Source organism: Martelella sp. FOR1707, from assembly GCF_053484265.1.
Window position 1 is genome coordinate 649938 of sequence record NZ_JBAKFP010000002.1, and the last position, 15546, is coordinate 665483.

The 15546-nt window shown below is 61.0% G+C and carries 25 protein-coding genes; 21 read left to right on the top strand and 4 right to left on the bottom strand.

The genetic code is table 11. The annotated features are described in order from the left end of the window. The first annotated feature begins 1 nt into the window (after position 1). The 21 genes from rplV to rplQ all read left to right on the top strand — a co-directional run bounded on the left by rplV (position 2) and on the right by rplQ (position 11738). Complete coding sequence (gene rplV / locus V6765_RS06960) at positions 2-385, top strand: 50S ribosomal protein L22 (RefSeq protein ID WP_448427401.1); 384 nt, start codon at positions 2-4, stop codon at positions 383-385. Then, positions 385-1098: a 30S ribosomal protein S3 gene (rpsC, locus tag V6765_RS06965; protein WP_448427402.1), complete on the top strand. Its 714-nt coding sequence runs from the start codon at positions 385-387 to the stop codon at positions 1096-1098. Before rplV ends, rpsC begins: the two co-directional genes overlap by 1 nt. Positions 1099-1134: 36 nt before the next feature. Further along, positions 1135-1548: a 50S ribosomal protein L16 gene (rplP, locus tag V6765_RS06970; protein WP_018065606.1), complete on the top strand. Its 414-nt coding sequence runs from the start codon at positions 1135-1137 to the stop codon at positions 1546-1548. A gap of 12 nt (positions 1549-1560) precedes the next feature. Further along, the gene (gene rpmC / locus V6765_RS06975; protein ID WP_448427403.1) at positions 1561-1761 is read left to right on the top strand and encodes a 50S ribosomal protein L29; all 201 of its coding nucleotides are present in this window, start codon (positions 1561-1563) and stop codon (positions 1759-1761) included. Between the two features lie 21 nt (positions 1762-1782). After that, a complete protein-coding gene (rpsQ, locus tag V6765_RS06980; RefSeq protein WP_018065604.1) occupies positions 1783-2028 on the top strand; it encodes a 30S ribosomal protein S17 in 246 nt (81 codons plus the stop codon). A gap of 350 nt (positions 2029-2378) precedes the next feature. Further along, positions 2379-2747, top strand: coding sequence for a 50S ribosomal protein L14 (rplN, locus tag V6765_RS06985; RefSeq protein ID WP_230722716.1), 369 nt, complete (start codon positions 2379-2381; stop codon positions 2745-2747). Between the two features lie 13 nt (positions 2748-2760). Next, positions 2761-3072, top strand: a complete 312-nt coding sequence (rplX, locus tag V6765_RS06990) for a 50S ribosomal protein L24 (RefSeq protein WP_448427404.1) — start codon at positions 2761-2763, stop codon at positions 3070-3072. Continuing rightward, positions 3065-3622 (top strand): 50S ribosomal protein L5, encoded by a 558-nt coding sequence (gene rplE / locus V6765_RS06995; protein WP_448427405.1) that lies wholly within the window; start codon positions 3065-3067, stop codon positions 3620-3622. Before rplX ends, rplE begins: the two co-directional genes overlap by 8 nt. A 33-nt stretch (positions 3623-3655) precedes the next feature. After that, on the top strand, positions 3656-3961 hold the full coding sequence (rpsN, locus tag V6765_RS07000) for a 30S ribosomal protein S14 (RefSeq protein ID WP_448427406.1): 306 nt from the start codon (positions 3656-3658) through the stop codon (positions 3959-3961). A 12-nt stretch (positions 3962-3973) separates the two neighbouring features. Further along, positions 3974-4372, top strand: a complete 399-nt coding sequence (rpsH, locus tag V6765_RS07005; protein ID WP_448427407.1) for a 30S ribosomal protein S8 — start codon at positions 3974-3976, stop codon at positions 4370-4372. A 42-nt stretch (positions 4373-4414) separates the two neighbouring features. Then, the gene (gene rplF, locus V6765_RS07010) at positions 4415-4948 is read left to right on the top strand and encodes a 50S ribosomal protein L6 (protein WP_448427408.1); all 534 of its coding nucleotides are present in this window, start codon (positions 4415-4417) and stop codon (positions 4946-4948) included. 12 nt (positions 4949-4960) lie between these two features. Then, positions 4961-5323: a 50S ribosomal protein L18 gene (gene rplR / locus V6765_RS07015; RefSeq protein WP_448427409.1), complete on the top strand. Its 363-nt coding sequence runs from the start codon at positions 4961-4963 to the stop codon at positions 5321-5323. 158 nt (positions 5324-5481) lie between these two features. Continuing rightward, positions 5482-6051 carry a 30S ribosomal protein S5 gene (gene rpsE / locus V6765_RS07020; RefSeq protein WP_018065596.1) on the top strand — a complete coding sequence of 190 codons (570 nt, stop codon included), beginning with the start codon at positions 5482-5484 and terminating at the stop codon, positions 6049-6051. A gap of 11 nt (positions 6052-6062) precedes the next feature. Continuing rightward, positions 6063-6266, top strand: a complete 204-nt coding sequence (gene rpmD, locus V6765_RS07025) for a 50S ribosomal protein L30 (RefSeq protein ID WP_230722723.1) — start codon at positions 6063-6065, stop codon at positions 6264-6266. A gap of 14 nt (positions 6267-6280) precedes the next feature. After that, a complete protein-coding gene (gene rplO / locus V6765_RS07030) occupies positions 6281-6757 on the top strand; it encodes a 50S ribosomal protein L15 (protein WP_448427410.1) in 477 nt (158 codons plus the stop codon). Between the two features lie 219 nt (positions 6758-6976). After that, a complete protein-coding gene (gene secY, locus V6765_RS07035; RefSeq protein ID WP_448427411.1) occupies positions 6977-8314 on the top strand; it encodes a preprotein translocase subunit SecY in 1338 nt (445 codons plus the stop codon). Further along, positions 8311-8961, top strand: coding sequence for an adenylate kinase (locus tag V6765_RS07040; RefSeq protein ID WP_448427412.1), 651 nt, complete (start codon positions 8311-8313; stop codon positions 8959-8961). Before secY ends, V6765_RS07040 begins: the two co-directional genes overlap by 4 nt. Positions 8962-9192: 231 nt before the next feature. Then, positions 9193-9561 (top strand): 30S ribosomal protein S13, encoded by a 369-nt coding sequence (gene rpsM / locus V6765_RS07045; RefSeq protein WP_018065591.1) that lies wholly within the window; start codon positions 9193-9195, stop codon positions 9559-9561. A 204-nt stretch (positions 9562-9765) separates the two neighbouring features. Beyond that, the gene (gene rpsK, locus V6765_RS07050) at positions 9766-10155 is read left to right on the top strand and encodes a 30S ribosomal protein S11 (RefSeq protein WP_018065590.1); all 390 of its coding nucleotides are present in this window, start codon (positions 9766-9768) and stop codon (positions 10153-10155) included. A 98-nt stretch (positions 10156-10253) separates the two neighbouring features. Then, a complete protein-coding gene (locus tag V6765_RS07055) occupies positions 10254-11264 on the top strand; it encodes a DNA-directed RNA polymerase subunit alpha (RefSeq protein ID WP_018065589.1) in 1011 nt (336 codons plus the stop codon). A 45-nt stretch (positions 11265-11309) separates the two neighbouring features. After that, the gene (gene rplQ / locus V6765_RS07060; protein WP_230722728.1) at positions 11310-11738 is read left to right on the top strand and encodes a 50S ribosomal protein L17; all 429 of its coding nucleotides are present in this window, start codon (positions 11310-11312) and stop codon (positions 11736-11738) included. 230 nt (positions 11739-11968) lie between these two features. On the opposite strand, the gene V6765_RS07065 is transcribed toward rplQ, so the two are convergent. The 4 genes from V6765_RS07065 to msrP form a co-directional block, all read right to left on the bottom strand. Next, on the bottom strand, positions 11969-13222 hold the full coding sequence (locus tag V6765_RS07065; protein WP_448427413.1) for an RNA polymerase sigma factor: 1254 nt from the start codon (positions 13220-13222) through the stop codon (positions 11969-11971). A 75-nt stretch (positions 13223-13297) separates the two neighbouring features. Beyond that, complete coding sequence (locus tag V6765_RS07070) at positions 13298-13705, bottom strand: YciI family protein (RefSeq protein WP_448427414.1); 408 nt, start codon at positions 13703-13705, stop codon at positions 13298-13300. 108 nt (positions 13706-13813) lie between these two features. Next, positions 13814-14482: a protein-methionine-sulfoxide reductase heme-binding subunit MsrQ gene (msrQ, locus tag V6765_RS07075; RefSeq protein WP_448427415.1), complete on the bottom strand. Its 669-nt coding sequence runs from the start codon at positions 14480-14482 to the stop codon at positions 13814-13816. A gap of 11 nt (positions 14483-14493) precedes the next feature. Then, positions 14494-15471, bottom strand: coding sequence for a protein-methionine-sulfoxide reductase catalytic subunit MsrP (gene msrP / locus V6765_RS07080; protein WP_448427416.1), 978 nt, complete (start codon positions 15469-15471; stop codon positions 14494-14496). Between the last annotated feature and the right edge of the window lie 75 nt (positions 15472-15546).

A 15546-nucleotide genomic window follows, 5' to 3' on the forward strand; every position in this document is an offset into this window, starting at 1 on the left:
AATGGGCAAGGCAAAAGCCGCGCGCCGGCTTAAGGAAAATGAGGCGCAGGCCGTTACGCGCACCATCCGCGTCAGCCCGCAGAAGCTCAACCTCGTCGCCGCCATGATCCGCGGCAAGAAGGTTGACCGGGCGCTGGCCGAACTCGAATTCTCGCAGAAGCGGGTTTCGGATACGGTCCGCAAGACGCTGGAATCGGCGATCGCGAATGCAGAAAACAACCACGATCTCGACCCTGACCAGCTCATCGTCGCAGAAGCCTATGTCGGCAAGTCGATTGTCGCCAAGCGCTTCATGGTTCGTGGCCGGGGCCGCGCATCGCGCATCCTGAAGCCGTTCTCGCACCTGACGATCGTCGTTCGCGAAGTCGAAGAGGAGGCCGCATAATGGGTCAGAAAATCAATCCGATCGGCTTCCGCCTCGGTATCAACCGCACCTGGGACAGCCGCTGGTTCGCAGACAACCATGAATATGGCAAGCTTCTTCACGAAGACCTGAAGATCCGCAACTATATTCAGAAGGAACTGAAGCAGGCCGGCGTTTCCAAGGTCGTGATCGAGCGTCCGCACAAGAAGTGCCGCGTGACGATCCACTCGGCTCGTCCGGGCCTGATCATCGGCAAGAAGGGCGCTGACATCGAAAAGTTGCGCCGCAAGCTCGGCACGATGACGGATTCGGAAATGCACCTCAACATCGTTGAAGTGCGCAAGCCGGAAACCGACGCCACGCTGGTTGCACAGTCGATCGCTCAGCAGCTCGAGCGCCGTATCGCGTTCCGCCGCGCCATGAAGCGTTCGGTTCAGACCGCCATGCGCATGGGCGCCGAAGGCATCCGTATCGTTTGCGGCGGCCGTCTCGGCGGCGCGGAAATCGCGCGTACCGAATGGTATCGCGAAGGCCGCGTTCCGCTTCACACGCTGCGCGCCGACATCGACTACGGCACGGCCGAAGCTGAAACCGCATACGGCATCTGCGGCATCAAGGTCTGGATCTTCAAGGGCGAAATCCTTGAGCACGATCCGATGGCCTCCGAGCGTCGCGCGACCGAAGGCGACAACAAGGGTAACAGCGGCAACAATCGCCGCCGCGAGAACGCCTGATTACAGGCGTTCGGCGAAGTTCGGAGATAAAAGAAAATGTTGCAGCCAAAGCGTACAAAGTACCGCAAGCAGTTCAAGGGCCGCATCCATGGCGTTGCCAAGGGCGGCAGCGACCTGGCTTTCGGTGAATATGGGCTGAAGGCGCAGGAACCCAACCGCGTCAACGCACGCGAGATCGAGGCGGCCCGCCGCGCGATCACCCGTCACATGAAGCGTGCCGGCCGTGTATGGATCCGTATTTTCCCCGACGTTCCGGTCACTTCCAAGCCGACCGAAGTGCGTATGGGTAAAGGTAAGGGCGGCGTCGACTATTGGGCAGCCAAGGTCAAGCCCGGCCGGATCATGTTCGAAATTGACGGCGTGAGCGAAGACATTGCCCGCGAAGCCCTGCGCCTCGGCGCTGCCAAGCTTTCGGTCAAGACGCGCTTCATCCAGCGCATCGCCGAATAAGGAGTGGTACTGATGAAAACCTCTGACGTACACGCCATGAGCGAAGACCAGCTCAAGGACAAGCTCGCCGAGCTGAAGAAGGAGCAGTTCAATCTGCGCTTCCAGAAGGCGACCGGCCAGCTGGAGCAGACGGGCCGCATCAAGCAGGTTCGCCGCGACATCGCGCGTGTAAAGACAATCGCAAGCCAGAAGGCTTCGGCCTCCAAGGCCTGAACGTAAGGGACCGACAAGAAAATGCCTAAACGCATCCTGCAAGGCGTTGTCGTTAGCGACAAGAACGATAAAACGGTCGTCGTCCGGGTTGAGCGTCGTTTCGCCCACCCGCTGCTTCAGAAGACCGTACGCCGCTCGAAGAAGTACAAGGCGCACGACGCCGAGAACCAGTATAAGACCGGGGATACCGTATTCATCGAAGAATGCGCTCCGGTTTCCAAGGACAAGCGCTGGAAGGTGGTTTCCACCGTTTCCGCCGACGCCTGATCCGTAAATACCGGCAGTATTTCGCCGCGGCCCTTGCGCTTTGGCGAAATTTCTGTATGTAGCACGGCAGATGTGCAAAGGGCGTCCGGCAACGGGCGGCCTTTTCCGTAAGGGCGCTGCCCAGGTTTGGGCCGGATCCTCGATCCGCATGGCGATCCTGAAAGACGCTACACCAAGACGCTCCGGCTCTTGACCTCGCATCGCCTCAAGGCGTCGCGATGGGCCGGGTAGGGAATTTGAGCGGCCGCAGGCTCCAGAGGTTGGGGCAGGCGGGCGCTTCGTACGTGTCGATTAAGCTGGTCTAGGGGGTGTTCCCAACCGGGCCGGTAACAACAAGAAGGCGACCTGATATGATTCAGATGCAAACAAACCTCGACGTGGCGGATAATTCCGGCGCACGTCGTGTCATGTGCATCAAGGTTCTGGGCGGCTCCAAGCGTAAATATGCCTCGGTCGGCGATATCATCGTCGTATCCGTGAAAGAGGCTGTTCCGCGCGGACGCGTCAAGAAGGGCGATGTGATGAAGGCCGTCGTCGTGCGCACGGCGAAGGACATCCGCCGCGCTGACGGCTCGGTCATCCGCTTCGACGGCAATGCCGCCGTTTTGATCAACAACAACAAAGAGCCGATTGGTACGCGTATCTTCGGGCCGGTTCCGCGCGAGCTGCGTGGCAAGAGCCATATGAAGATCATCTCCCTGGCTCCTGAAGTTCTGTAAGGGAGCGCGGACAATGCAGAGAATCAAGAAGGGCGACAAGGTCGTCGTCATCGCCGGCAAGGACAAGGGTCGCACCGGTGAAGTGGTTGCGGTTTCCCCGAAGGATGACCGCGCCGTCGTTTCCGGCATCAATGTCGTGCGTCGCCACCAGCGCCAGACGCAGACCACCGAAGCCGGCATCATCGCCAAGGAAGCGCCGATCCATCTGTCGAACCTCGCGATCGCCGATCCCAAGGACGGCAAGCCGACCCGCGTCGGCTACAAGGTCGAAGGCGAGAAGAAGGTCCGCTATGCAAAGCGTTCGGGAGAAGTGATCGATGGCTGAAGCTAAGTACGAGCCGCGCCTGAAAAAGGTTTACGGCGAAAAGATCCGCGCCCAGCTGCAGGAGCAGTTCTCCTACGCCAACGAAATGATGATCCCGCGTCTGGACAAGGTCGTGATCAACATGGGTGTCGGCGAAGCCGTTGGCGATTCGAAGAAGCCGGCCAATGCCGCTGCCGATCTGGCCGCGATTTCCGGTCAGAAGGCGGTCGTCACCCATGCCCGCAATTCCATCGCAGGCTTCAAGGTCCGCGAAGGCATGCCGATCGGCGCCAAGGTGACGCTGCGCGGCAACCGCATGTATGAATTCGTTGACCGCCTCGTCAACATCGCGCTTCCGCGCGTTCGCGACTTCCGGGGCCTCAATCCGAAGAGCTTTGACGGGCGTGGCAACTTCGCCATGGGCGTCAAGGAGCACATCGTGTTTCCCGAGATCGAATACGACAAGGTCGATCAGATGTGGGGCATGGATATTATCGTTTGCACGACGGCTGCAACGGACGACGAAGCACGGGCGCTTTTGACGGCGTTCAACTTCCCGTTCCGCAAGTAACCGTAACGACGAGCGTAGAAAAGGAACAACGACATGGCGAAGACAAGCGCAGTCGAAAAGAACAAGCGCCGCCGCGAGACGGTTGCCCGGGATGCTGAAAAGCGTGCCGCGCTGAAGGCGATCATCAAGGACCAGAAGCTTCCGATCGAGGAGCGCTTCCGCGCGACCCTGAAGCTTGCCGACATGCCGCGCGACGGCTCCAAGACGCGCATCCGCAACCGTTGCGAAGTATCGGGTCGTCCGCGTGCGTATTACCGCAAGCTGGGCATGTCCCGTATCGCACTTCGTGACCTTGGCAACACCGGCAAAGTGCCGGGCGTCGTCAAGTCGAGCTGGTAAGGAGGCGTCCCCATGGCAATGTCCGATCCCCTGGGCGATATGCTCACCCGTATCCGCAACGGCGCCTCGCGCCGCAAGACGTCCGTGACCACGCCGGCTTCCAAGCTGCGCGCGCGCGTTCTCGACGTCCTGCAGTCTGAAGGCTACATCCGCGGCTACACCCAGACCGACTTCGACAACGGCAAGTCCGAGATCGAAATCGAGCTGAAGTACTACGAAAACGCGTCCGTGATCCGCGAGATCGCCCGCGTTTCCAAGCCGGGCCGCCGGGTCTATGTCTCGGTCAAGTCCATTCCGCAGGTCGCAAACGGTCTGGGTATCACGATCCTCTCCACCCCCAAGGGTGTGATGGCTGATCACCAGGCGCGCGAACAGAATGTTGGTGGCGAGGTTCTCTGCTCGGTCTTCTAAGGCCGCAGCAGATCCTCCTAGCGAAACAGACAGGTAAAACAAATGTCTCGTATCGGTAAAAAGCCCGTTCAGGTTCCCAAGGGTGTGACTGCGTCGGTGGACGGCCAGAAGATCACAGCCAAGGGCCCGAAGGGCGAACTGTTCTTCGTCGCCAATGACGAAGTCAGCGTTTCGATGGAAGACGGCGCGATCGTCGTCACTCCGATCAACCAGTCCAAGGAAGCCCGCTCCAAGTGGGGCATGTCGCGGACCATGGTTGAAAACATCATGAAGGGCGTCACCGACGGTTACGAGCGCAAGCTCGAGATCAACGGCGTTGGTTACCGCGCGGCGATGCAGGGCAAGAACCTGCAGCTCTCGCTCGGCTTTTCCCACGAAGTTGTCTATCAGCCGCCAGAAGGCATCACGCTTGCTTGCCCGAAGCCGACGGAAATCACCGTTTCCGGCATCGACAAGCAGGTTGTCGGCCAGGTCGCTGCGAACATTCGCGAATATCGCGGTCCCGAGCCCTACAAGGGCAAGGGCGTGAAATACGCGGAAGAGCGCATCGTCCGCAAGGAAGGCAAGAAGAAGTAAGGATCACGCGTTATGGCAAGCAGGAAAGAAACCATTGCACGCCGCGCCAGCCGCGTGCGCCGACAGCTCAAGAAGGTCGCCAACGGCCGTCCGCGTCTGTCGGTCCATCGTTCTTCGAAGAACATCTATGCCCAGATCATCGATGATGCCGCCGGCCGTACGCTGGCTGCCGCCTCGACGCTCGACGCTTCGCTCAAGTCTTCGCTGAAGACCGGCGCGGACCGTGACGCGGCCGAAGCCGTTGGCAAGCTCGTCGCCGAGCGCGCCACCAAGGCCGGCGTCAAGGAAGTCGTGTTCGATCGCGGCGCCTACATCTTTCACGGTCGCGTCAAGGCTCTGGCCGACGGCGCCCGCGAAGGCGGTCTGAGCTTCTGATGAAGCTTTGAGGCGCGCGTTGCAGCGCGTCTCGCACCGGGCGGGCAGATACTGCTCTTCAAGAGCCAAGTCTCCCGACCGTTCGCCGGCCGCCACGCTTGAGGCTAGCGGCCTTTCCATATGCCGATTGCACCCGGAAAAGAAAAAGGAACAGGACAATGGCACAGGACAGAAGGGGATCGCGCGACGATCGCCACAACAGGGATGAGCGCGACAGCGAATTCGTTGACAAGCTCGTTGCCATCAATCGCGTTGCCAAGACCGTCAAGGGCGGTCGCCGCATGGGTTTTGCCGCTCTCGTCGTCGTTGGCGATGGCAAGGGCCGCGTCGGCTTCGGCCACGGCAAGGCGCGCGAAGTGCCGGAAGCCATCCGCAAGGCGACGGAAGCCGCCAAGCGCGAAATGATCTTCGTGCCGCTGCGCGACGGTCGTACGCTGCATCACGACATCAAGGGCCGTCACGGCGCCGGCAAGGTATTGCTGCGCACCGCCAAGGCCGGTACCGGCATCATCGCCGGCGGTCCGATGCGTGCCGTTTTCGAAACCCTGGGTGTTGCCGACGTCGTCGCCAAGTCGACCGGCTCGTCCAACCCGTACAACATGGTTCGCGCCACGTTTGATGCCCTGAAGAGCCAGATGCATCCGAAGGACATCGCAGCCCAGCGCGGCCTGAAATACGCCACGCTTCAGGCTCGCCGCCAGGCCGCTGGCGCTGTTGTCGACGAGTAAGGGAGGCAACCATGGCCAAAGCAAGCACCAAGAAGAAGACTGTCACCGTTGAGCAGATCGGCAGCCCGATCCGCCGTCCCGCCGTACAGCGCCAGACGCTGATCGGCCTCGGCCTCAACAAGATGCATCGTGTGCGCACCCTGGAAGATACGCCTTCCGTTCGCGGCATGATCAACAGCATTCCCCATCTCGTCCGCGTCGTCGACGAGAAGTGAGACGGGAGAACATCATGAAACTGAACGAAATCAAGGATCGCGAAGGCGCGACGCATTCGAAGAAGCGTCTCGGCCGCGGCATCGGTTCCGGCTCCGGCAAGACCGGCGGTCGCGGCGTCAAGGGTCAGAAGTCCCGTTCGGGCGTTGCCATCAACGGCTTCGAAGGCGGTCAGATGCCGATCTACCGTCGCCTGCCGAAGCGCGGCTTCGTCAACATCTTTTCGAAGGACTTCGCTGAAGTATCGCTCGGCCGCCTCCAGGCTGCCGTCGATGCCAAGAAGCTCGACGCCAAGAAGACGGTCAATGCTGAAGCGCTCAAGGAAGCCGGCGTGATTCGCCGCGTCAAGGATGGCGTACGCGTTCTGTCCGACGGCGAACTGAAGGCCAAGCTGACGCTCGAAGTGGCAGGCGCCTCCAAGGCCGCGATCGAGAAGATCGAAAAGGCCGGCGGTTCGATCACCGTTGCTTCCGGCGACAAAAACGCCGAATAATTCAGCTTCTATTTTAAAAATCTACGCCCGGAGTGCTTCACACCGGGCGTTTTTTCTTCCATATGTGCCTCGGCCACCCGGCTGGCTTGCCAATCTTGCCTTGCGGGTGGTTCATCGTGAAGACGGCCCGCATTCGAATAGAGCGATGTCGCCAGTTACGATCGGGCAATTTTTCGCACCGGGCGCTTCCTGCGGCCGTGCGGCGACGCGGAGATACGCATGGCTTCTGCAGCGGAACAACTCGCATCCAATCTGAACTTCTCGACCTTTGCCAAGGCAACGGATCTGAAGAAGCGGATCTGGTTCACCCTTCTGGCCCTTCTCGTTTACCGGCTGGGTACGCATATCCCGCTTCCCGGAATCAATCTCGATGCCTACGCGCAGGCCTTCCAGGGCCAGTCCGAGGGCATTCTCGGCATGTTCAACATGTTCTCGGGCGGCGCGGTGCAGCGCATGGCGATCTTCGCGCTCGGCATCATGCCCTACATCTCGGCCTCGATCATCGTGCAGCTCCTGACCGCCGTCGTGCCGTCGCTGGAAGCGCTGAAGAAGGAAGGCGAGCAGGGCCGCAAGATCATCAACCAGTATACCCGTTACGGCACGGTGGTGCTGGCCACGGCGCAGGCCTATGGCATTGCGATCGGCCTGCAGTCCGGCAACAATCTCGTGACCGATCCGGGCTGGTTCTTCATCCTGTCGACCGTCGTCACGCTCGTCGGCGGCACCATGTTCCTGATGTGGCTCGGCGAGCAGATCACCTCGCGCGGTATCGGTAACGGCATCTCGCTGATCATCTTCTCGGGCATCGTCGCGGGCCTTCCGGCGGCCGTCGGCAATATGCTGGAGCTGTCGAGCGTCGGTTCGATCTCGGCTTTCGTCACGATCCTGATTCTCGTCGTTGTCATCGCGGTGTTCGCGCTGATCGTCTTCGTGGAACGCGCCCAGCGCCGGCTGCTGATCCAGTATCCGAAGCGCCAGGTCGGTAACCGCATGTTCCAGGGCGATACCTCGCATCTGCCGCTGAAGCTCAACACCTCGGGCGTCATTCCCGCGATCTTCGCGTCCTCGCTGCTTCTGCTGCCGGCGACGCTTGCAGGCTTCACCTCCTCGGAGCTGCCGAGCTGGGCAACGGCGATCATCGCATCGCTCGGCCATGGCCAGGCGCTCTACATGATCGTCTACGGTCTGCTGATCGCGTTCTTCGCCTTCTTCTACACCGCCATCGTCTTCAACCCGAAGGAGACGGCGGATAACCTGAAGCGCCATGGCGGCTTCATTCCGGGTATCCGCCCGGGCGAGCGCACCGCCGAATACATAGACTATGTTCTGACTCGCATTACCGTTGTCGGTGCGATCTATCTGGTGTTCGTCTGCATCCTGCCGGAGATCCTTGTGGCCCGCACCGGCGTATCGCTGGCGCTCGGCGGTACCTCGCTGCTGATTATCGTGAGCGTGACGCTGGATACCGTGTCGCAGATCCAGGGCCACCTGATCGCCCAGCAGTATGAGGGGCTGATCAAGAAATCGAAATTGCGGGGAGGAAAGAGGGGACGATGAGACTTATACTTCTGGGACCACCGGGCGCCGGCAAGGGGACGCAGGCGCAACGCATCGTTGCCAATCACGGCATTCCGCAGCTTTCCACGGGCGATATGCTGCGCGCGGCCGTGGCTGCGCAGACCGAGGTCGGCAAGAAGGCCAAGGCGGTTATGGATGCCGGCGGGCTGGTATCCGATGACATCGTCATCGCCATCGTGTCCGAGCGAATCGATCAGGAAGACTGCAAGGACGGTTTCATTCTCGACGGCTTTCCCCGCACCCTTGTGCAGGCCGATGCCACCGAGAAGATGATGGCGGCCAAGGGCATCGCGCTCGACGCCGTGATCGAAATCCAGGTGAATGACGAAACGCTCGCCGAGCGGATCGCCGGTCGCTATAGCTGCGCCAAATGCGGCGCGGGCTATCACGACGAATTCCACAAGCCCAAGGTGGAAGGCGTCTGCGACGTTTGCGGCTCAACCGACTTCAAGCGTCGTCCGGACGACAATCGCGAGACGGTCGAGAAGCGCCTGAAGGCTTATTACAAGGAAACCGCGCCGCTGATCGGCTACTACTATGCCAAGGGCAAGCTTTCATCGGTGGACGGCATGGCGAGCATGGACGATGTGACCGCCAGCATCGAGAGGGTTCTCGGCGGGCTCTGACGCTCGCAAGGCCCATAAAAATAAAGGAATCGGTTGCAATGGGCTGCCGTTTCCGCTATGAGCGCTCCAACTCGCGACATGGGGCAAGGCTGTCAAAGTCCTTTTGAATTCGATCAGGACGCGTCTTGTCACGGATATAAGTTGCGGCCGAGCAATGACAGGCGGGTTATCCGCCAGGGAAACCGGCAGTTTCTCGCAAGCTGCCAATAGAAGATGTTAAGGAGAATCGGCGTGGCTCGTATTGCTGGCGTCAACATCCCGACTGCCAAGCGCGTTGTAATCGCGCTGCAGTATATTCATGGGATCGGACCGAAATTCGCGCAGGAAATCTGCGAAAAGGCTTCCATCCCGGCCGAACGCCGCGTGCATGAGCTGACGGACGCCGAAGTCCTTCAGATCCGCGAAGCGATCGACCGTGACTACATGGTTGAAGGCGACCTGCGTCGCGAGAATTCCATGAACATCAAGCGCCTGATGGACCTCGGCTGCTACCGCGGCCTGCGCCATCGTCGCGGCCTGCCGGTTCGCGGCCAGCGCACGCACACCAATGCCCGCACCCGCAAGGGCCCGGCAAAGGCGATTGCAGGCAAGAAGAAGTAAGTTTTACGGGACATTTTGTTCCGGATGAGCCGGCGGGTTTGCGCCGGCTTTCTGCGTAGATGACCGGGCCGCAAAAGGGCCGGTATGCGGTGAGCGCAAATGCCGCCGTGACGAGAAGGATCAGGAGGGTTTTCGCTCACGGCGAAACTTTCCCGGTGGAGCCGCTGGCGTTACGGCGGTGTCGAGATCAACGAAAGGAATACCATGGCCAAGGAAGCCACCCGCGTTCGCCGTCGCGAACGTAAGAATATTTCGTCGGGCGTTGCCCACGTGAACTCCTCGTTCAACAACACGATGATCACCATCACCGACGCACAGGGCAACGCGATTGCCTGGTCGTCCGCTGGCGCCAAGGGCTTCAAGGGCTCGCGCAAGTCGACGCCGTTCGCTGCCCAGATCGCTGCCGAAGACTGCGCCAAGAAGGCTCAGGAGCACGGCATGAAGTCGCTGGAAGTCGAAGTCTGCGGTCCGGGTTCGGGTCGTGAGTCGGCCCTGCGCGCGCTCCAGGCTGCCGGTTTCGTCATCACCTCGATCCGCGATGTGACGCCGATCCCGCACAATGGCTGCCGCCCGCGCAAGAAGCGTCGCGTCTAATCATCTGTCAATTTGCTCCGGTGGCCTCGCAAGAGGTCCCGGTTCTACGAAGGTCGGCCGTCACGATTGGATAGTGCGGCGAACGAAAGGTAGAAATCATGATACAGAAAAACTGGCAGGAACTGATCAAACCGTCGAAGGTGGAATTCACCTCGAGCGGTCCGAAGAAGGCGACGCTCGTCGCCGAGCCGCTGGAACGCGGCTTCGGCCTGACGCTCGGCAATGCGCTGCGCCGCATCCTTCTGTCCTCGCTGCGCGGCGCTGCCGTGACCGCGGTTCAGATCGATGGCGTTCTGCATGAATTCTCGTCGATCCCCGGCGTTCGCGAAGATGTCACCGACATCGTCCTGAACATCAAGGAAATCGCCATCCGCATGGAAGGCGATGAGGCAAAACGCATGGTCGTGCGCAAGCAGGGCCCGGGCGTTGTCACCGCCGGCGATATTCAGACGGTTGGCGATATCGAGATCCTGAACCCCGATCTCGTGCTCTGCACGCTGGACGAAGGCGCTGAAATCCGCATGGAATTCACCGTCAACAACGGCAAGGGCTATGTGCCGGCCGAGCGCAATCGCGCCGAAGACGCGCCGATCGGCCTGATCCCGGTCGACAGCCTCTATTCGCCGATCCGCAAGGTCTCCTACAAGGTTGAGAACACCCGTGAGGGCCAGGTTCTTGACTATGACAAGCTGCTGATGACCATCGAGACCGATGGTTCTGTCACCGGCGAGGATTCGGTCGCATTCGCCGCCCGCATCCTGCAGGATCAGCTCTCGGTCTTCGTGAACTTCGAAGAGCCGCAGAAGGATACGGAAGAAGACGACGTCACCGAGCTCGCCTTCAACCCGGCCCTTCTCAAGAAGGTCGACGAACTCGAACTTTCGGTCCGTTCGGCCAACTGCCTGAAGAACGACAACATCGTTTACATCGGCGATCTCATTCAGAAGACCGAGGCGGAAATGCTGCGCACGCCGAATTTCGGCCGCAAGTCGCTGAACGAGATCAAGGAAGTGCTGGCCTCCATGGGCCTGCATCTGGGCATGGAAGTGCCGGCCTGGCCGCCGGAAAACATCGACGACCTCGCCAAGCGGTACGAGGATCAGTACTAACACGTCATACTGCAGGTGGATGCCTGCAAGTGAAGGAGAATAGCAATGCGCCATAAAAGTGCAGGCCGCAAGCTGAACAGAACGGCAAGCCATCGCAAGGCGATGTTTGCCAACATGGCCGTCTCGCTCATCGTGCATGAGCAGATTGTCACGACGCTGCCCAAGGCCAAGGAAATCCGTCCGATCGTCGAGAAGCTGATCACGCTCGGCAAGCGCGGCGATCTGCATGCCCGCCGTCAGGCGATCTCGCAGATCAAGGATGTCGACGCCGTCAAGAAGCTGTTCGACGTTCTGGCATCGCGCTACGTCGACCGCAATGGCGGCTACACCCGCATCATGAAGGCCGGCTTCCGCCACGGCGACAACGCCCCGATCGCCGTCATCGAATTCGTTGACCGCGACGTTGACGCCAAGGGCGCCGAAGACAAGGCCCGCGTTGCTGCCGAAGCCGAATCGGAAATGGAAGCCGCGTAAGCAGCGCTTTCAGTTGAGATGAGTTGAACGGCCGGGTGCGAAAGCGCCCGGCTTTTTCGTTGGTGATGGCCCAGATTCTTCAGGTGCTTTGGGTGGCGCTGGGATTCAATGACGTTGCAGCCAGCCACCTGTCCGACGACCACAATATCGGCTTCTCCGCAACATCCGCCATATTCCCTCGCGTTGTGACAGCAATCCTATCGCAGTAGGATTTACCGGCGAGAATAAGGCTATGAGCCGCAAGCGATGATTTGTCTTTTCAGCCAGGCCCTTTCCGCATCGTTTTTCGAAAGCGAGGCGGCCTTTTCGAAAAGCGCTTCCGCCTGGATATTCTCGCCCGCACGCAGCATGCAGTCTCCCTTCGCAGCATAGAGCGGCGCGTAGGCCGCCAGTGCGGGCAAGTGCTCGATTTCGGCTAGCAGCAGCAGGCCAAGCTCCGGTCCCGTCGCCATGCTATGGGCGATCGCCCGGTTGAGCGCGACGATGGGGGTGGGGAGAAGGTCGACAAGCCGGTCGTAGATCGCGGCAATCGTAGCCCAGTCTGTGGCGGCCGCTGTCGGCGCGCGACCATGACAGGCGGCAATCGCGGCCTGCAGCGTATAGGGGCCGGGGTTGCCAGCAGCGAAAGCATGGTCCAGAGCGGCGAGACCGTGGGTCAGCAGCAGCCTGTCCCAGCGTGTCCGGTCCTGTTCGGTGATGGGCACGGGCATGCCATTGCGGTCCACGCGGGCGGGAAAGCGAGCGGCCTGCAACTCCATCAGCGCCAACAAACCCAGCACTTCCGCCTCTTCGGAAAGAAGGGTTGCCAGGATGCGGCCAAGCCGCATCGCCTCCTCGGCAAGCGGCGGGCGCAGCGCGGCGGATCCGGAAGTGGCTGCATAGCCCTCGTTGAAGATCAGATAGATCACTTCAAGGACCGAGGCGAGGCGCTGGTCGCGCTCAGGCCCATGCGGAACCTCATAGACGACGGGTGCTGCGCCGAGCTGATTCTTGGCCCTCAGCACACGCTGCGATGCTGTCGCCTCGCTGGTGACGAAGGCGCGGGCGATCTCGGCGGTGGAAAGGCCGGCGACCACCTTCAGCGTCAGCGCCACACGCGAGGATGGCGGCAGGGCCGGGTGGCAGGCGGTGAAGATCAGCGCCAGCCTGTCATCGCGGATGTCATCATCCATCGCGGTCTCCACCAGGTCCTGCTCGCTTGCGTCGGGCTCGTAGAAGATGCGGGTGACATCTCCTTCCTTTTTCGCCTCAGTCGTGCGTCTGCGCATATGGTCGATGGCGCGGCGCTTGGCCGTCACCATCAGCCATGCGGCGGGATTTTGGGGAATGCCGGTCCTCGGCCATGCGGAGAGGGCTGAAAGCAGCGCCTCCTGGGCGCACTCCTCGGCCAGCGACAGATCGCGCATATAGGCTGCGAGCCCGGCGACAAGCCGGGTTCGCTCGATGCGGTAGACCGTTTCGATGGTCCTGCTTATGTCTTCCATGCGCCGACTATGGCCGATCCGCCATGCCGGTCAATCCCGCTTCACAGCATCATCGGGCGATGATCGCTCGCCGCTTCAAACGTTGCGGCCTTCGAAGCGGTCGCGCTGCTCGTCGGTGATCACATCAGCGAAGTCTTCCATTTCGTAGAATGGGCGGATTTCGAGTTCGCTCGGGCCAGGCATCGGGTTGGGGCAGCGCTTGGCCCATGCGATCGCCTCGTCCATGTCCTTGACCTGCCAGATCCAGTAGCCGGCGACCAGCTCGCGGGTTTCGGCAAACGGACCGTCGATCACGGTGCGGCTCGGCCCGTCGAACGCGATGCGCTTGCCGACCGCCGAGGGCTTCAGCCCGTCGCCGGCCATGATGATGCCGGCCTTCATCAGCTCCTCATTGAACTTTCCCATGGCGTCGAACATTTCCGGCTCCGGCATGATGCCCTTCTCGCTGTCTTCCGTCGCCTTTACAAAAACCATGACACGCATTGTCTTCTCCTGTTGTTCAGGGCGCTTCATGCGCTCCCGACATCCCGACGCGCGAGCATGGCGGAATCCGACAATGGGTGCAAAATTTTTCCGAGGGGAGGGCCTGCACTATCTCGCGCCCTTCTGCATCCGCGCTGCCTTCTTCCTCGCGCGCTTGCGCTCCATGATCGTGGGCCGCGCGAAGCGATAGCCCAAGAGCAGCACGGCGATCGCGATGTAGAGCAGGATCTCCGGGCCGATGACCTTGCGCGACATCGCGAAGTGGAGGGTGGCGAGGGCGGTGATCTCGTAGATGAAGGAGTGGATCAGGATCCAGCCCTTCTTCAATGTGCGGATCGACCAGTTGTTGGAGGTGACGGCGAGCGGGACCAGCATGACGAGCGCCATCATGCCGAAGGTGATGAAGGGCCGCTTGATGATGTCCTCGATCACCATGGAAATATCCATGCGCTGGTCGAGCACGAGATAGACCAGAAAGTGGAAGCAGACGTAATAGAAGCCGAGTAGGCCCAGCGCCCGGCGGTAGCGCATCAGGTTGATCTCGGCGAGATCGTGCAGCGGCGTGATGCAGAGCGTGGCGAGGATGAACCGCAGCGCCCAGATGCCCAGCACATGCTCGAAGGTCTTGACCGGGTCGACGCCAAGCTGGTTGGTGGCGCCGAGATAAAAATACCAGACGGCCGGCGCCAGCCCGAGCGCGTAGAGCGCCCAGACGGAAGCCGGACGCCACCAGTGGGTTTTGGCGGCCGGGCGTTTTCTGGCTGCGATGTCGGTCATCTTGCCGGTGCTCAATAGTTGGCCTTGAGGTCCATGCCGCTGTAGAGGCTCGCCACCTCATCGCCATAGCCGTTGAACTTCAGCGTCGGAATCCGCTCGCCGCCGAAGAATCCGCCGCCTTCGCCGATCACGCGTTCGGAGGCCTGGCTCCAGCGCGGATGCGGCACGTCGGGGTTCACATTGGCGTAAAAGCCGTATTCGCTCGGCTGCAGCAGGTTCCAGCTATTGGGCGGCTGCTTGTCGGTGAGCGTCATCTTCGTGATCGACTTGATGCCCTTGAAGCCGTATTTCCACGGCACCACCAGACGCATCGGCGCGCCCGACTGGTTCAGGAGCGTCTTGCCGTAAAGCCCGACCGCGATGATGGTCAGCGGATGGTTGGCCTCGTCGAGCCTGAGCCCCTCGACATAGGGCCAGGGCATGGGCTGGCCGAAACCGCGCTGGCCCGGCATCTGTTCCGGTCGCACCACGGTCTGGAAGGCGACATATTTCGCCGAGCCGGTGGGCTCCGCCATGTCGAGGATCGATTTCAGCGGGATGCCGACCCACGGGATCACCATCGACCACGCCTCGACGCAGCGCATGCGATAGGTTCGGTCTTCAAGCGGAAACTTCGTCAGCAGGGTATCGATATCGACCCGCTGGGGCTTCTGCACCATGCCATCGATTTCGAAGGTCCAGGGGTAGGGCTGGAAGTCGCCGGAGTTGCGATAGGGGTCTTCCTTGCCGGTCCCGAACTCGTAGAAATTGTTGTAGTGCGTGATGTCCTCGTAGCTCGTCACCTTGCGATCGGCGGGGGCGGGGAACGGACCCTTCACCGTTTTCAGCGCCTCGCCCTGGGAAAGGTCGTCGCCGGCGGCAAATGCGCCGGGGGCCGCGGCAAAGGTGGCGCCTGCAGCAAGGCCCGCCAGAAGCGAGCGACGCTTCAGGTAGAGATGCTCCGGCGTGATCTCAGAAGAGGGGATATGGGGCGGCTTGTAAGCGGACATCGAAATGTCTCCCGTAATGTTCGTCATGAACCATTACGTCGGAAGATCGCCGATAGTTTCACCTTTCACAAGAAA

Excerpts from the sequence above, each read along its gene's own strand:
- msrP (WP_448427416.1), bottom strand. The coding sequence starts at position 15,471 with ATGTCCGCTTACAAGCCGCCCCATATCCCCTCTTCTGAGATCACGCCG.
- rpmD (WP_230722723.1), top strand. The coding sequence starts at position 6,063 with ATGGCCAAAGCAAGCACCAAGAAGAAGACTGTCACCGTTGAGCAGATC.
- rpsE (WP_018065596.1), top strand. The coding sequence starts at position 5,482 with ATGGCACAGGACAGAAGGGGATCGCGCGACGATCGCCACAACAGGGAT.
- rplX (WP_448427404.1), top strand. The coding sequence starts at position 2,761 with ATGCAGAGAATCAAGAAGGGCGACAAGGTCGTCGTCATCGCCGGCAAG.
- rpsK (WP_018065590.1), top strand. The coding sequence starts at position 9,766 with ATGGCCAAGGAAGCCACCCGCGTTCGCCGTCGCGAACGTAAGAATATT.
- rplQ (WP_230722728.1), top strand. The coding sequence starts at position 11,310 with ATGCGCCATAAAAGTGCAGGCCGCAAGCTGAACAGAACGGCAAGCCAT.
- rplP (WP_018065606.1), top strand. The coding sequence starts at position 1,135 with ATGTTGCAGCCAAAGCGTACAAAGTACCGCAAGCAGTTCAAGGGCCGC.
- rpsC (WP_448427402.1), top strand. The coding sequence starts at position 385 with ATGGGTCAGAAAATCAATCCGATCGGCTTCCGCCTCGGTATCAACCGC.
- rpsH (WP_448427407.1), top strand. The coding sequence starts at position 3,974 with ATGGCAATGTCCGATCCCCTGGGCGATATGCTCACCCGTATCCGCAAC.
- rplO (WP_448427410.1), top strand. The coding sequence starts at position 6,281 with ATGAAACTGAACGAAATCAAGGATCGCGAAGGCGCGACGCATTCGAAG.
- secY (WP_448427411.1), top strand. The coding sequence starts at position 6,977 with ATGGCTTCTGCAGCGGAACAACTCGCATCCAATCTGAACTTCTCGACC.
- rplN (WP_230722716.1), top strand. The coding sequence starts at position 2,379 with ATGATTCAGATGCAAACAAACCTCGACGTGGCGGATAATTCCGGCGCA.
- rpsN (WP_448427406.1), top strand. The coding sequence starts at position 3,656 with ATGGCGAAGACAAGCGCAGTCGAAAAGAACAAGCGCCGCCGCGAGACG.
- rpsQ (WP_018065604.1), top strand. The coding sequence starts at position 1,783 with ATGCCTAAACGCATCCTGCAAGGCGTTGTCGTTAGCGACAAGAACGAT.
- V6765_RS07040 (WP_448427412.1), top strand. The coding sequence starts at position 8,311 with ATGAGACTTATACTTCTGGGACCACCGGGCGCCGGCAAGGGGACGCAG.
- V6765_RS07065 (WP_448427413.1), bottom strand. The coding sequence starts at position 13,222 with ATGGAAGACATAAGCAGGACCATCGAAACGGTCTACCGCATCGAGCGA.
- V6765_RS07070 (WP_448427414.1), bottom strand. The coding sequence starts at position 13,705 with ATGCGTGTCATGGTTTTTGTAAAGGCGACGGAAGACAGCGAGAAGGGC.
- msrQ (WP_448427415.1), bottom strand. The coding sequence starts at position 14,482 with ATGACCGACATCGCAGCCAGAAAACGCCCGGCCGCCAAAACCCACTGG.
- rpmC (WP_448427403.1), top strand. The coding sequence starts at position 1,561 with ATGAAAACCTCTGACGTACACGCCATGAGCGAAGACCAGCTCAAGGAC.
- rplV (WP_448427401.1), top strand. The coding sequence starts at position 2 with ATGGGCAAGGCAAAAGCCGCGCGCCGGCTTAAGGAAAATGAGGCGCAG.
- rplR (WP_448427409.1), top strand. The coding sequence starts at position 4,961 with ATGGCAAGCAGGAAAGAAACCATTGCACGCCGCGCCAGCCGCGTGCGC.
- V6765_RS07055 (WP_018065589.1), top strand. The coding sequence starts at position 10,254 with ATGATACAGAAAAACTGGCAGGAACTGATCAAACCGTCGAAGGTGGAA.
- rplE (WP_448427405.1), top strand. The coding sequence starts at position 3,065 with ATGGCTGAAGCTAAGTACGAGCCGCGCCTGAAAAAGGTTTACGGCGAA.
- rplF (WP_448427408.1), top strand. The coding sequence starts at position 4,415 with ATGTCTCGTATCGGTAAAAAGCCCGTTCAGGTTCCCAAGGGTGTGACT.